Source organism: Stenotrophomonas sp. GD03819 (assembly GCF_029841665.1).
GTDB lineage: Bacteria > Pseudomonadota > Gammaproteobacteria > Xanthomonadales > Xanthomonadaceae > Stenotrophomonas > Stenotrophomonas geniculata.
Window position 1 is genome coordinate 47,414 of the sequence record NZ_JAOCEW010000018.1, and the last position, 12,337, is coordinate 59,750.

General features: G+C 67.8%; 13 protein-coding genes. 6 read left to right on the forward strand and 7 right to left on the reverse strand.

The window, feature by feature from the left end; genetic code table 11:
• Positions 1-11: 11 nt before the first annotated feature.
• Positions 12-467, reverse strand: coding sequence for an SUF system Fe-S cluster assembly regulator (locus N5D45_RS12390; RefSeq protein ID WP_005408436.1), 456 nt, complete (start codon positions 465-467; stop codon positions 12-14).
• 209 nt (positions 468-676) lie between these two features.
• Between N5D45_RS12390 and N5D45_RS12395 the strand changes: the two genes are divergently transcribed.
• Positions 677-1,144, forward strand: coding sequence for an SET domain-containing protein-lysine N-methyltransferase (locus N5D45_RS12395; protein WP_010483549.1), 468 nt, complete (start codon positions 677-679; stop codon positions 1,142-1,144).
• 129 nt (positions 1,145-1,273) lie between these two features.
• Positions 1,274-1,816: a type 1 glutamine amidotransferase domain-containing protein gene (locus N5D45_RS12400; RefSeq protein ID WP_010483547.1), complete on the forward strand. Its 543-nt coding sequence runs from the start codon at positions 1,274-1,276 to the stop codon at positions 1,814-1,816.
• Between the two features lie 38 nt (positions 1,817-1,854).
• On the opposite strand, the gene N5D45_RS12405 is transcribed toward N5D45_RS12400, so the two are convergent.
• The 4 genes from N5D45_RS12405 to N5D45_RS12420 form a co-directional block, all read right to left on the reverse strand.
• Positions 1,855-2,451: a DUF1439 domain-containing protein gene (locus N5D45_RS12405; protein WP_134959062.1), complete on the reverse strand. Its 597-nt coding sequence runs from the start codon at positions 2,449-2,451 to the stop codon at positions 1,855-1,857.
• Between the two features lie 82 nt (positions 2,452-2,533).
• The gene (locus tag N5D45_RS12410; protein ID WP_049434503.1) at positions 2,534-3,082 is read right to left on the reverse strand and encodes a hypothetical protein; all 549 of its coding nucleotides are present in this window, start codon (positions 3,080-3,082) and stop codon (positions 2,534-2,536) included.
• Between the two features lie 55 nt (positions 3,083-3,137).
• Positions 3,138-3,446, reverse strand: coding sequence for a DUF3861 family protein (locus tag N5D45_RS12415; RefSeq protein ID WP_010483541.1), 309 nt, complete (start codon positions 3,444-3,446; stop codon positions 3,138-3,140).
• A 254-nt stretch (positions 3,447-3,700) separates the two neighbouring features.
• On the reverse strand, positions 3,701-4,099 hold the full coding sequence (locus tag N5D45_RS12420) for an HU family DNA-binding protein (RefSeq protein WP_010483539.1): 399 nt from the start codon (positions 4,097-4,099) through the stop codon (positions 3,701-3,703).
• Positions 4,100-4,471: 372 nt separating this feature from the next.
• On the opposite strand from N5D45_RS12420, the gene N5D45_RS12425 reads away from it, so the two are divergent.
• Positions 4,472-4,903: an OsmC family protein gene (locus N5D45_RS12425; protein ID WP_005408443.1), complete on the forward strand. Its 432-nt coding sequence runs from the start codon at positions 4,472-4,474 to the stop codon at positions 4,901-4,903.
• Positions 4,904-5,002: 99 nt separating this feature from the next.
• Here the strand turns inward: N5D45_RS12425 and N5D45_RS12430 are convergent, their stop codons facing one another.
• Both N5D45_RS12430 and N5D45_RS12435 read right to left on the reverse strand, forming a co-directional pair.
• Positions 5,003-5,881 carry a PhzF family phenazine biosynthesis protein gene (locus N5D45_RS12430; RefSeq protein ID WP_057502966.1) on the reverse strand — a complete coding sequence of 293 codons (879 nt, stop codon included), beginning with the start codon at positions 5,879-5,881 and terminating at the stop codon, positions 5,003-5,005.
• Positions 5,882-5,971: 90 nt separating this feature from the next.
• Positions 5,972-6,844, reverse strand: a complete 873-nt coding sequence (locus tag N5D45_RS12435; RefSeq protein ID WP_043396944.1) for a PhzF family phenazine biosynthesis protein — start codon at positions 6,842-6,844, stop codon at positions 5,972-5,974.
• A 75-nt stretch (positions 6,845-6,919) separates the two neighbouring features.
• On the opposite strand from N5D45_RS12435, the gene N5D45_RS12440 reads away from it, so the two are divergent.
• The 3 genes from N5D45_RS12440 to murD all read left to right on the forward strand — a co-directional run bounded on the left by N5D45_RS12440 (position 6,920) and on the right by murD (position 12,333).
• Positions 6,920-9,514 (forward strand): bifunctional aspartate kinase/diaminopimelate decarboxylase, encoded by a 2,595-nt coding sequence (locus N5D45_RS12440; protein ID WP_279939032.1) that lies wholly within the window; start codon positions 6,920-6,922, stop codon positions 9,512-9,514.
• A 76-nt stretch (positions 9,515-9,590) separates the two neighbouring features.
• Positions 9,591-10,943 (forward strand): UDP-N-acetyl-alpha-D-muramoyl-L-alanyl-L-glutamate epimerase, encoded by a 1,353-nt coding sequence (gene murL / locus N5D45_RS12445; RefSeq protein WP_057502968.1) that lies wholly within the window; start codon positions 9,591-9,593, stop codon positions 10,941-10,943.
• The gene (gene murD / locus N5D45_RS12450; RefSeq protein ID WP_134957952.1) at positions 10,924-12,333 is read left to right on the forward strand and encodes a UDP-N-acetylmuramoyl-L-alanine--D-glutamate ligase; all 1,410 of its coding nucleotides are present in this window, start codon (positions 10,924-10,926) and stop codon (positions 12,331-12,333) included. The genes murL and murD overlap by 20 nt, the downstream gene beginning before the upstream one ends.
• The last annotated feature ends 4 nt before the right edge of the window (positions 12,334-12,337 follow it).

Below are 12,337 nucleotides of genomic sequence, written 5' to 3' on the forward strand. Positions count from 1 at the left end.
CTGCCTACGGATCAGGAGACGACGTCGACAGCGATGGTGCGGCGCTGTTCGTCATCGGCAAGGGGGAGAGGGGGCAGGATCTGGGCGAGGGTGACATCGCGCAGGGCCTCGGAGACCACGTCGTTGATCAGCCGCCAGCTGCTGCGCGCGCCGCACTTGGGCGCCATGCCGCACTGGTGGTGGTCGTGGCTGCATTCGGTCAGGGCCAGCGGCCCTTCCATCGCTTCGACCACTTCGAACAGCGAGATCTCGATGGCCGGGCGGGTCAGGCGGTAGCCGCCACGCACGCCGCGCAGGCCTTCAACCAGGCCGGCCTGGGCCAGCGGCTTGAGTACCTTGCTGACGGTGGGCGGCTCCAGACCGGTGAATTCGGCCAGCTCGGTGGCACTGAGCACCTCGCCCGGACGGGCGGCGAGCACGGTCAGTACGACGGTGGCGTAATCGGTGAGTTTGGTGACGCGCAACATGGGGATGCGAGTGGTTCTTAAAGCGGACTGAAATTGTACGCTTTTCTTCGCCGCCATCCAACCCGGGCATTCAGCCGGCGCTGGGGCCGGGACGGGAGAACACACCGGGGCCGTTGCCAGGGCGCAATGCTGCGCCAACGGGGTGATTTTCGCAATCACCCGGAATGGGCGAGAATCAACGTTCCTTTCGCTGCAGACTTCCCTTGCCGATGCCCAAGAAGATCCAAGCCCGCAAGTCCGCCATCCACGGCAACGGTGTGTTTTCCGTGGCCCCGATCAAGCAGGGCGAGCGCGTGATCCAGTACAAGGGCCTGCTGCGCAGCCACGGCGACGTTGATGCCGATGACAGCGGCGACGTTGAAAGTGGCCATACCTTCCTGTTCACCCTCAATGACGACTGGGTGATCGATGCCAACTACAAGGGCAACGACGCGCGCTGGATCAACCACAGCTGCGACCCGAACTGCGAGGCAGTGATCGAGGAAGACGAGGACGGCGACAGCCGTGGCGACAAGGTGTTCATCGAGGCGCTGCGCGATATCAAGGCCGGTGAGGAACTGACCTACAACTACGGCATCACCCTGGCCGAGCGTCATACCGCCAAGCTGAAGAAGATCTGGGAGTGCCGCTGCGGCTCGCCCAAGTGCACCGGCACCATGCTGCAGCCCAAGCGCTGACCGGTACCGGGGACTGCCGGCCACTGGCCGGCACTACCCGGAGGCTCTCCACCTGCCGTGCACGGCAGGGTCACCGCCGTGCAAGGGCCGTTCTTCCATTCTGTCGGCTCCCCCAACCGGAGTGCACCCATGGCAGAGCGATTGAAGGGCAAGCAGATTGCCATCCTGGCCACCCACGGCTTCGAACAGTCCGAATTGACCGAACCCAAGCGGCTGCTGGAAGCCGAGGGCGCGCGCGTCAGCGTGGTGTCGCCCGCAAAGGAGGCGACGATCAAGGGCTGGAAGGAGAAGAACTGGGGCGACGCCGTCGCGGTGGACATTCCGCTGGATGAAGCGGATCCGGCACGCTTCGATGCCTTGGTCCTGCCCGGAGGCGTCATCAATCCGGACACGTTGCGTACCGACGAGGTTGTACTCGGCTTCATCCGGGCAGTGGATGAAGCCGGCAAGCCTGTGGCGGCCATCTGCCACGGCCCGTGGTTGCTGATCAACAGCGGCCTTGCTGAGGGGCGCGACGTGACGTCCTGGCCGTCCCTGCAGCAGGATCTGGTCAACGCAGGTGCGAAATGGCGCGATACCGCGGTTGTGATCGATGGAAACCTGATCACCAGCCGCAAGCCGGACGACATTCCCGCCTTCAGTGAGGCGGTGGTCAAGGCACTTGCCGCCTGATGCGCTACGGGTAGTGCCGGCCAGCGGCCGGCACTACCTCATTTACCCAGCACGCCTGCCGGCACCAGGTTGCCCAGGTTCTGGTTGAAGGTGACCACCAGCTTGCCGTTCTTCACCTGTGCCGACTGCACCTGCAGTGCGCCGAGCAGGCCGGCCATGGCCGGGTCCAGCTTGTAGATCGGTTCGCGCTGGGCGTAGTCGCTCAGCCAGGCATTGAGCAGGCCGCGGGTGCGCGAATCGAGGCGACCGCCCTGGTTGGCCGGGGTGAAGTCATCCACGCTCGGCTGCTGCAGGTGGAAGCCCTGGGTCTGCGCGTCGTAGCGCAGGCCGCTGCTGAGCTTCACCGTTCCCAGCTTGGACGGGTTGCCACCGGCGGTGGCCAGTGCGACGTCCATGCCCAGGTTCAACCGTTCGCCGGCCGGAAGGCTCAGCTGCGGATGGCTCATGGTCAGGGCGATCAGGCCCCCCAGGGCGTCCTGGGTGCGCGGGAAGCTGCCATCGAGGTACTGCTGCACGTCGCTGGCACCGACCGACAGTTCGCGGCCGGAAATGGAAGGGGCGGCCTGGGCGCCGATCGCAGCAGCGATCAGCACGGTGGAGGCCGCGAGGCGGGTCATCAGGGAACGCAGGCGCATGGCGGTGACCGGTGAATGCGGAATGGATGGACCAAAGAGTAGCCTTGCCGGCTGAATCGCGCGTGCATGCCGCTGCAACGGTTCAGTCCAGCGATGGCCGCAGTTGCGCCGACTGGATCTGCCAGGCGCGGCCATCGCTGCTGGGCTGCACGCGGTACCAGCCGCCGAAGCGGAAAGTGCCCTCAGCGGTCACCGCGCGGATCTGCACCGGAACCTCCAGCAGCTGCGGTGGCTGGTGACCGTCGCGCGCGACCGGCAGTTCGCTGGTCAGGCGCAGGCTGCGCACGTCCGTGAGCTGGCGCAATGCGGCATCGTCGGCGCGTCGTGCATCGCTGGGCGGGAAGGTCCATGCGGCGTCGATGGCCTTGCGATCGCGATTGAGCAGGGCCATGACATAGGCATTGAGCATTCCCGCCGGCAGCTCGGCCTCGGCCGCGACGGCGGCAAACAGGGGATCGACATCGATGGCCTGCACGGCCGCTGCATCGCCTTCTGCGGCGGCCTGTGGCTTCGCGCGGGCAGCCGCCTCGGTCGTGGCCGGCGGAGCGGCATCCGCAGGATGAGGTTGCGATGGCGGCCGGGAACAGGCCAGCAGCACCAGCGGTGCGATCAGTATCAGGAACCTGCGCATGTCTGCCTCCTCCCCGAGGCGAACGGAAGGAGGCAGTGTATCGGCTGTGCCGCGATCAGCGGGAGGAGGGCAGCTGTTCCAGTGCATCCAGCGCCGGCAGCACCTGCGCGGCGATGGCGGCCAGGGCATGGCCTTCGGTTTCGGCGTGGCGCTGCACGATGTCGCGCAGCAGCTGGGTGGCGATCACCAGGGTCGCGCGCTCGTCGCCGCTGATGCCTGCGGTGCGCGGCGCCGCTTCCAGCAGGCGCATCAGGTCGCGGCTGGCGCGATGTTCCAGTTCGATGGTGCAGCGCCCGGTGCACTGCAACCCGTCCTTTTCGATGGGGGTCACCGAGATCCGGTAGCGGGTGGAGGGGCTGGCCATGAGGGGACGCTCGCCGTAGCTGTGGAGGATGTGCCCACCTTAGGCAAGGCCGTGCCCGGCGGCGATGGCCGGGGCTGCACGCAGTGTTCCACCCGGTACGTTCCGGGGCCGCAACGGACCACGGCCAGCCAATGGCGACGGGCCTGTACGCGCATTCCCGGGGATGCGGCAACGCTGTGTTGCGGCCTGTGGTTGGTACAAAAAAAACGGGACGGCCAGAGCCGTCCCGTCGGAATCCGCGTTGGGGCGCGCGCTTACAGCGCGGCGTCCTTCAGCTTCTTCAGCGGACGCACCTTCAGCTTGGTGGTGGCCGGCTTGGCAGCGAACCACTGCTCTTCCTTGGTGAACGGGTTGATGCCCTTGCGCTTCGGCTTGGCCGGCACATTGACGGTGGTGATCTTCAGCAGGCCCGGCAGGGTGAACGAGCCAGCGCCCTTCTTGTGCACCGAGGAGGCGACGGCGCTTTCCAGCGAGGCCAGCACAGCGCGGACGTCCTTGGCGATGACGCCGGAGGCTTCAGCGATGTGTGCAACCAGGCCGGACTTGGTCAGCACTTCCTTGATCGGCTTCGGAGCGGCCGGCTTGGCGGCTGCCTTCGTCGCGACTTTCTTCACTGCCTTCTTCGGGGCAGCCTTCTTAGCGGTCTTTGCCATGGTTTCCTGTTCCGTGAACGGTTGGTTGTTTGGTCGGCGCCGAACCCCGTCGGCAAGCGCAATGTAGGGCAACTCTCGGGCGCCGCCAATAGCCCGAAGCGCGGAAAGTGCATGTTTTTTCATATCCAGGCCGATTCAGTACATGGCCGGCAGTGGGGGATGGGGGTGTGGCAGCGCACGCGATGGCCGGCGCCCGCCCATCGTCGGAATGCGCGAAACCACTGAAAACAAGAGGGAAATGCGTTTCCGGTTGGCGAGGAAGTGTCCACGCGCCGGGTTCGGAAGACGACCTCCAGCGTGCGGCGGAGCGACGCAGGGCTAACGCCTCCCGTGCGAGGGTGACCGTTCATCACCGTCACGCAGGAGCTGCACATGGGAATCTCGCGACACGCCACCGCGCACTGGGAAGGCGATCTGAAGTCGGGCAAGGGGCAGTTGAGCACGCCGCAGAGTGGCCTGCTGGACAAGACCCGCTACGGCTTCAACAGCCGTTTCGGCGACGAAAAGGGCACCAATCCGGAAGAGCTGATCGCTGCCGCGCACGCCGGTTGTTTCACCATGGCGCTGTCGGCCAAGCTCGGCGAAGCCGGCTTTACCCCGACCTCGCTGGATACCGAGGCCAAGGTCGATCTGTCGCTGGAAGGCGGCCCGCAGCTGTCGCAGATCCGGCTGAAGGTGAAGGCGGTGGTGCCGGGCATCGACGCGACGCAGTTCCGTGCGATTGCCGATGACGCCAAGCAGAACTGCCCGGTGTCCAAGGCACTGAGCGCCGTTCCGATCAGCCTGGAAGCCGAGCTGGGCTGAGCCGGCGCATCTGTAGAGCCGAGCCCATGCTCGGCTTCTGCAGCTCCCGTGATCTGGCCGAAGAGCAGCCGAGCATGGGCTCGGCTCTACAGTGTCCCTTTACCAATCGAGGGTGCCGGTGATGACGGTCTGCACCTGGCCGCCCGACCAGACCTCGCCGTCCTCGTCGACCAGCAGCGTCAGGCGCGCATCGTGGCCGACTTCGCGGCCCTGGCTGACTTCGAACGGGGCACGGCCACGGGGCAGCGCATCGCGCAGGTCCAGCCACGCGGCCAGCACGGCGTTGGCCGCGCCGGAGGCGGCGTCCTCGAAGCGGCGTCCATTGCCGACGAAGGCACGTACCGCCAGGTCGAAGCCCTCGCTGCCATCGCTGAAGGCATAGGCGAACACGCCCATGCTGTCGGTGGTCTCCGCCAGTGCGGCCACCGCATCCCAGTCCGGCTGCAGCGCGCGCAATGCCGCCTCGTCGGCCACCTGCACCACCCACCAGCTCCGCCCGCCCTGCATGCGTGCCGGCGGCAGCGTACCCAGCGGCCAGCCCTTCAGTGCGGCCTGCAGGCGAGGATCGGTGGCCTCGGTCGTTTCGGCCAGCTGCGCGCGCGGGGTGCGGATGGCGATGCGCTGCTGCGCGCCTTCACCGTTGACGCGCAGCGGCAGGGCGCCGGCAATGCCGTCCTGCACCAGCACGCCATCGATCGGTGTGGCCAGGCCTGCCTGCAGCACCGCATGCGCCGTGCCGACGCTGGGGTGGCCGGCGAACGGCACTTCCTTCTGCGGGCTGAACATGCGCAGCCGGTAGCTGGCGCCGTCGACATGCGGCGGAAACACGAAGGTGGTTTCGGGCAGCCGCGTCCAGCGGGCGATGGCCTGCATGCTGGTGTCATCCAGGCCCTCGGCATCGAGTACCACGGCCAGCGGGTTACCGGCGCCGGCGCGCGGGGAGAACACATCCAGCTGCAGGAAACGGCGGGTGGTCATAGGGGGCAAACTCCGTAGAACGAGAGGGGTACGGTAGCGCCGGGCCATGCCCGGCGTCCGTGTGCGGCGTTCGCCGGGCGTGGCCCGACGCTACCAATGGATGCTGCCGTCGATCACGCACTGCACCTGGCCGCCGATCCATACCGTGCCCTGCGCGTCGACCTGCACCTGCACGCGGCCATCGCGGCCCACTTCGCGGCCCTGGCTGGCCACGTAGCGGCCTTCGCGGCCGGGCAGGGCATCGCGCTGCCGCAGCCAGGCGCCGATCAGCGCATTGGCGCTGCCGGTCACCGGGTCTTCGGGTACGGCGGCCGCGTCAGCGGGGCAGAAGGCGCGCACCACGCGGGCGTGGTCGTCGCCGGGCTCGTCGGCAAACACGGCCAGGCCAGTAGCGTCGGTGGCCAGGCTCCAGTCGCGCAGGGCCGCCATGTCTGGCGCCAGTCCGCGCACGGCGGCGGCGTCGCGCAGCGGCAGCAGCCACCAGCGTGCACCGTTGTCCCACAGTTCGGGCACGTGCCCGTTGGCCGCCAGCGCCAGCAGCGTCTCCGGCGCGGCGTCCACCCTCGTGTCCAGTTGCCGTGCCGGTGGGCTGGCCAGCTGGATCTGCAGTGCCTCGGCCGGACCGCTCACCCGTACCGGCAGCAACCCCGCAGCGCATTGCTGCAGCAGGGCGCCGTCGCGCGGTTGCGCCAAGCCACAGCTCACCGCGGCCCAGGCGGCGCCGACGCTGGGGTGGCCAGCAAATGCCAGCTCGCGGGTCGGGGTGAAGATGCGGATGTGGTAGTCGGCACCCGGCGCGCTGGGGCGCAGGAAGAACACCGTCTCGGACAGATTCAGCCAGGCGGCCAGGGCCTGCATCTGGCGGCTGGAGAGCCCGTCGGCGTCCAGGATGACGCCCAGTGGGTTGCCGGTGCCGGGGCGGGGGGCGAAGACATCGAGCTGCAGGTAACGGAGGACGGCCATCTACGGGGATATTGCGCTTAGAATCAAAGGTTCCGCCCCCGAGGGCGGCTTCCCCACATTCTACATAGCCAATCCATGTCAGCTTCCCCCCTTGTCGATCGTTGGATCGTACTGAAGTTCGGCGGCACCTCGGTGTCGCGTCGTCATCGCTGGGACACGATCGGGAAGCTGGCGAAAAAACGTGCGGAAGAGACCGGCTCGCGCGTGCTGGTAGTGGTGTCGGCGCTGTCCGGGGTCACCAACGAACTGACCGCGATCGCCGATGGCGCGCCGGACAGCCGTGATCGCGTGGCGGCGCTGGTCGAGCGCCACGAGGGCTTCCTGGTTGAACTGGGCCTGGGCCGCGAAGTGCTGGCCGAGCGCCTGGCGGCGCTGCAGGGCCTGCTCGACGACGCGCGTGCGGCCACCCGTCCATTGGACTGGCAGGCCGACGTGCTGGGCCAGGGCGAGCTGTTGTCCTCCACCCTGGGCGCGGCCTACCTGCACGCCTCGGGCCTGGACATGGGCTGGATGGATGCCCGGCAGTGGCTGGATGCGATGCCGCCGCAGCCGAACCAGAGCGACTGGTCGCAGCGCCTGTCGGTGAACTGCCAGTGGCGTGCGGATGCGGAGTGGATGCAGCGCTTCCGCGCGCAGCCGACCCGCCTGCTGATCACCCAGGGCTTCATCTCGCGGCATGCCGATGGCGGCACCGCCATCCTCGGCCGTGGTGGCTCGGATACCTCGGCGGCGTACTTCGGTGCGCTGCTCGGCGCCAGCCGCGTGGAGATCTGGACCGACGTGCCGGGCATGTTCAGCGCCAACCCGAAGGACGTGCCGGACGCGCGCCTGCTGACCCGCCTGGACTATTACGAAGCACAGGAAATCGCCACCACCGGCGCCAAGGTGCTGCACCCGCGCTCGATCAAGCCGTGCCGCGATGCCGGCGTGCCGATGGCCATCCTCGACACCGAGCGCCCGGAACTGCCGGGCACCAGCATCGACGGCAGCGCCGCGCCGGTGCCGGGGGTGAAGGCGATCAGCCGCCGCAACGGCATCGTGCTGGTGTCGATGGAAGGCATCGGCATGTGGCAGCAGGTCGGCTTCCTGGCTGATGTGTTCAACCTGTTCAAGAAGCACGGGCTTTCGGTGGACCTGATCGGTTCGGCCGAAACCAACGTCACGGTGTCGCTGGACCCGTCCGAGAACCTGGTCAACACCGATGTGCTGGCCGCGCTGTCGGCCGACCTGTCGCAGATCTGCAAGGTGAAGGTGATCGTGCCGTGCGCGGCCATCACCCTGGTTGGCCGTGGCATGCGCTCGCTGCTGCACAAGCTGTCGGACGTGTGGGCCACCTTCGGCCGCGAGCGCGTGCACATGATCTCGCAGTCGTCCAACGACCTGAACCTGACCTTCGTCATCGACGAAGCCGATGCCGATGGCCTGTTGCCCGTGCTGCATGCCGAGCTGATCGACAGCGGTGCGATGCCGGTGGAAGAGGCCGAGGTGTTCGGCCCGCGCTGGCGCGAGATCGCCGGCACCGTGCGCCCGCGTGGTACGCCGTGGCGGCGGGGTCAGCGTGCGCACCTGCTGCAGCTGGCCGATGCCGGTACGCCGCGCTACGTCTACCACCTGCCGACCGTGCGCGCCCGCGCCCGCGCGCTGGCCGCGATCAAGCCGATCGACCAGCGTTACTACGCGATCAAGGCCAACAGCCACCCGGCCATCCTGCAGCTGCTGGAAGCCGAAGGTTTCGGCCTGGAATGCGTGTCGCACGGCGAGCTGAAGCATGTGTTCCAGCACCTGCCGGAACTGTCGCCCAAGCGCGTGCTGTTCACCCCCAGCTTCTGCCCGCGCAGCGAGTACGAGGCGGCGTTCGCGCTCGGTGTGACCGTGACCGTCGACAACGTCGAAGCACTGCAGCGCTGGCCGGACCTGTTCCGCAACCGCGAGCTGTGGCTGCGTGTCGACCTGGGCCGTGGCGAAGGCCACCATGCCAAGGTCCGTACCGGCGGCAAGGACTCCAAGTTCGGCCTGCCGATCGCCCGCGTCGACGAATTCGTGCGCGCGGCCACCGACCTGGGCAGCCGCGTGGTCGGCCTGCACGCGCACCTTGGCAGCGGCGTGGAGACTGCCCAGCACTGGCGCCTGATGTGCGATGAGCTGGCCGGTTTCGCCCGCCGCATCGGCAGCGTGCAGACCATCGACATCGGTGGCGGACTGCCGATTCCGTATTCCGCCGAGGACGAGCCGTTCGACCTGGATGCCTGGGCCGCTGGCCTGGCCGAGGTCAAGGCGCTGCATCCGGCGTTCCGCCTGGCGATCGAGCCGGGCCGCTACCTGGTGGCCGAGTCCGGTGTGCTGCTGACCCACGTCACCCAGGTGGTGGAAAAGGAGGGCGTGCGTCGCGTCGGCCTGGATGCCGGCATGAATGCACTGATGCGCCCCGCCCTGTACGACGCATGGCACGACATCGAGAACCTCAGCCGTCAGGGTGGTTATGCCGAGGCGGCATTCGATGTGGTCGGCCCGATCTGCGAATCCAGCGATGTGTTCGGCAAGCGCCGCAAGCTGCCGGTGTCGACCGCGCCGGATGACGTGATGCTGATCGCCGATGCCGGCGCCTACGGCTATTCGATGGCCAACACCTACAACCAGCGGATGCTGCCGCGCGAAGACGTGATCGAATGATCGCCGCGCGCGCCCTGCACCCGCCCACCGACACGTCCCGCGCCCTTGCGCGGGTCCGTGCCTGACCGGATACACCATGACTGCTTTCGACAAACACCAGGTTTCCCGCTTCCGCTTCGTCCGCTGCGAATTCGCTGCGGAGACCGGCGTGGCCAAGCTGGTCTACGCCTTCGATGACGGCCCGGAGATGGTGGAAACCATCACCGTGCCGGGCGCCCCGTTCGTGCTGGACGAGGCGCGTGCCGCCGCCGTGCAGCGTGCGCTGCAGCTGCTGCACCTGATTGCCGGTGTCAGCTACTACAAGGCCGGCGTGCCGGAGACGGTCAGCATCGACAGCTATGCCATCGATGCCGATACCGCGGCGCTGGTGGAGACGGTCTACCTCAATGGCCTGGGCGAGTTCGCCTACCGCAACGGCCTGAACCTGCGCGGGCGTTTCCGCCTGCCGGTGCAGGGCGAAGCGGTGCAGGCACCGGTGCTGGGCCTGCAGCCGCACGCACTGGTGGCGATCGGCGGCGGCAAGGATTCGCTGGTCAGCATCGAAGCGCTGCGCCGTGCCGGCGTGGACGAAACGGTGACCTGGATCGGTGGTTCGCAACTGATCCGTGCCTGCGCCGAGCGCACCGGCCTGCCGATCCTGAACCTGGGCCGCGCGCTGGCGCCGGAACTGTTCGAGCTCAACCGCCAGGGCGCGTGGAACGGGCATATCCCGGTTACCGCGGTGAACTCGGCGATCATGGTGCTGGCCGCGCTGTTGCAGGGCGTGGACCAGGTGGTGTTCTCCAACGAACTTTCGGCCAGCTACGGCAGCCAGATTCCGGGCACCGGCGAAGTGAATCACCAGTGGTCCAAGGGCTGGGCGTTCGAGCAGGCGTTCGGCAGCCATGTGCAGGCGCACGTCGCGGCGGACCTGCAGTACTACTCGCTGCTGCGCCCGATGTCGGAGCTGGCGGTGGCCCGCCAGTTCGCCAAGACCGATTTCTACGACGCGCATTTCTCCAGCTGCAACCGCAATTTCCACATCCTCGGCGAGCGCCCGGTGAACCGCTGGTGCGGCGTCTGCCCGAAGTGCCACTTCGTGTTCCTGGCGCTGGCCCCGTTCATGCCGAAGACGCGCCTGGTGCGCATCTTCGGCCGCAATCTGCTGGACGATGCCGAACAGGCCGGTGGCTTCGACGCGCTGCTGGAATTCCAGGACCACAAGCCGTTCGAGTGCGTGGGCGAGGGCCGCGAATCGCGTGCAGCGATGGCGACCTTGGCGCAGCGGCCGGAGTGGAAGGAAGATGTGCTGGTGAAGCGCTTCTGCAACGAGATCCAGCCGCAGCTGGATGCCGCCGAACTGGAACTGGCGCCGCTGCTGCAGCTGCAGGGCGAGCACCGCGTTCCGGCTGCGCTGTGGGAACGGGTCCGTGAAGATTTCGAAGCTTGAGGGAAAGCACGTTGCGCTGTGGGGCTGGGGCCGTGAGGGCCGCGCCGCGTTTGCGGTGCTGCGTGAGCGCCTGCCAACGCTTGGCCTGAGCTTGTTCTGCCCGGCCGCTGAAGCCGAAGCCGCGCGTGCGGAAACGCAGGGCGCGCTGGACGTGCGTGGCGAACCCTCGGCCGATGCGCTGGCCGCGTTCGATGTGGTGATCAAGTCGCCCGGCATCAGCCCTTACCAGCCGATCGCGCTGGCGGCGGCAGAGCAGGGCACCACCTTCATCGGCGGCACCGCGTTGTGGTTTGCCGAACACGCGGCCGACGACGGCATCGTGCACGACACCGTGTGCGTGACCGGTACCAAGGGCAAGAGCACCACCACCGCCTTGGTCGCGCACCTGCTGCGTGCCGCCGGTCATCGTACCGGCCTGGTCGGCAACATCGGCCTGCCGCTGCTGGAAGTGCTGGATCCGCAGCCGGCACCCGAGTATTGGGCGGTGGAACTGTCCAGTTACCAGACCGGTGAAGTGGCGCGCAGTGGCGCTCATCCGCAGGTGGCGGTGGTACTGAACCTGTTCCCCGAACACCTGGACTGGCACGGCAGCGAACAACGTTACATCGAAGACAAGCTGCGGCTGGTGACTGAAGCTGCGCCGCGCATCGCCGTGCTCAATGCCGCCGATCCGCACCTGGCGGCACTGTCGCTGCCCGATAGTGAGGTGGTCTGGTTCAACCAGCCGCAGGGGTGGCACATGCGCGCTGACATCGTGCATCGCGGCGAACAGGCGGTGTTCGATACCCGCAACACGCCGCTGCCGGGCCGCCACAACCGCGGCAACCTGTGCGCGGTGCTGGCTGCACTGGAAGCGCTGGGCCTGGACGCGGTGGCGCTGGCACCGGCGGTGCAGGATTTCCGTCCGCTGCCGAATCGCCTGCAGCGCATTGGCGTGGCCCATGGCCTGACCTACGTCAACGATTCGATCAGCACCACGCCGCATGCCAGCCTGGCCGCGCTGGAATGCTTCGCCGGGCAGCGCATCGCGCTGCTGGTGGGCGGGCATGACCGCGGCCTGGACTGGACCGATTTCATGCAGCACATGGCGCACGACGTGCCGCCGGTGGAGATTGTGACCATGGGCAGCAACGGCCCGCGCATCCACGCGATGCTGCAGCCGCTGGCCGATGCCGGCCGCTTCGGCCTGCACGCCGCCGGCGACCTGCCCGAGGCGATGGCGCTTGCACGCGCGGCGCTGGGTGCGCAGGGCGGGGTGGTGCTGCTGTCGCCGGGCGCGCCCAGTTTTGGTGCCTACCGCGATTACGTGGCGCGTGGTCGCCATTTCGCCGAACTGGCCGGATTCGACCCGGACAGCATCAGCGCGATTCCGGGGTTGGGCATCGCCTGAGGGT

Bases quoted from the DNA above. Each gene is read 5' to 3' on its own strand.
- N5D45_RS12405 (WP_134959062.1), bottom strand. From the start codon at position 2,451: ATGCGCCTGCGTTCCCTGATGACCCGCCTCGCGGCCTCCACCGTGCTG.
- N5D45_RS12420 (WP_010483539.1), bottom strand. From the start codon at position 4,099: ATGGCAAAGACCGCTAAGAAGGCTGCCCCGAAGAAGGCAGTGAAGAAA.
- N5D45_RS12425 (WP_005408443.1), top strand. From the start codon at position 4,472: ATGGGAATCTCGCGACACGCCACCGCGCACTGGGAAGGCGATCTGAAG.
- N5D45_RS12400 (WP_010483547.1), top strand. From the start codon at position 1,274: ATGGCAGAGCGATTGAAGGGCAAGCAGATTGCCATCCTGGCCACCCAC.
- murL (WP_057502968.1), top strand. From the start codon at position 9,591: ATGACTGCTTTCGACAAACACCAGGTTTCCCGCTTCCGCTTCGTCCGC.
- N5D45_RS12390 (WP_005408436.1), bottom strand. From the start codon at position 467: ATGTTGCGCGTCACCAAACTCACCGATTACGCCACCGTCGTACTGACC.
- N5D45_RS12395 (WP_010483549.1), top strand. From the start codon at position 677: ATGCCCAAGAAGATCCAAGCCCGCAAGTCCGCCATCCACGGCAACGGT.
- N5D45_RS12415 (WP_010483541.1), bottom strand. From the start codon at position 3,446: ATGGCCAGCCCCTCCACCCGCTACCGGATCTCGGTGACCCCCATCGAA.
- N5D45_RS12430 (WP_057502966.1), bottom strand. From the start codon at position 5,881: ATGACCACCCGCCGTTTCCTGCAGCTGGATGTGTTCTCCCCGCGCGCC.
- N5D45_RS12440 (WP_279939032.1), top strand. From the start codon at position 6,920: ATGTCAGCTTCCCCCCTTGTCGATCGTTGGATCGTACTGAAGTTCGGC.
- N5D45_RS12410 (WP_049434503.1), bottom strand. From the start codon at position 3,082: ATGCGCAGGTTCCTGATACTGATCGCACCGCTGGTGCTGCTGGCCTGT.
- N5D45_RS12435 (WP_043396944.1), bottom strand. From the start codon at position 6,844: ATGGCCGTCCTCCGTTACCTGCAGCTCGATGTCTTCGCCCCCCGCCCC.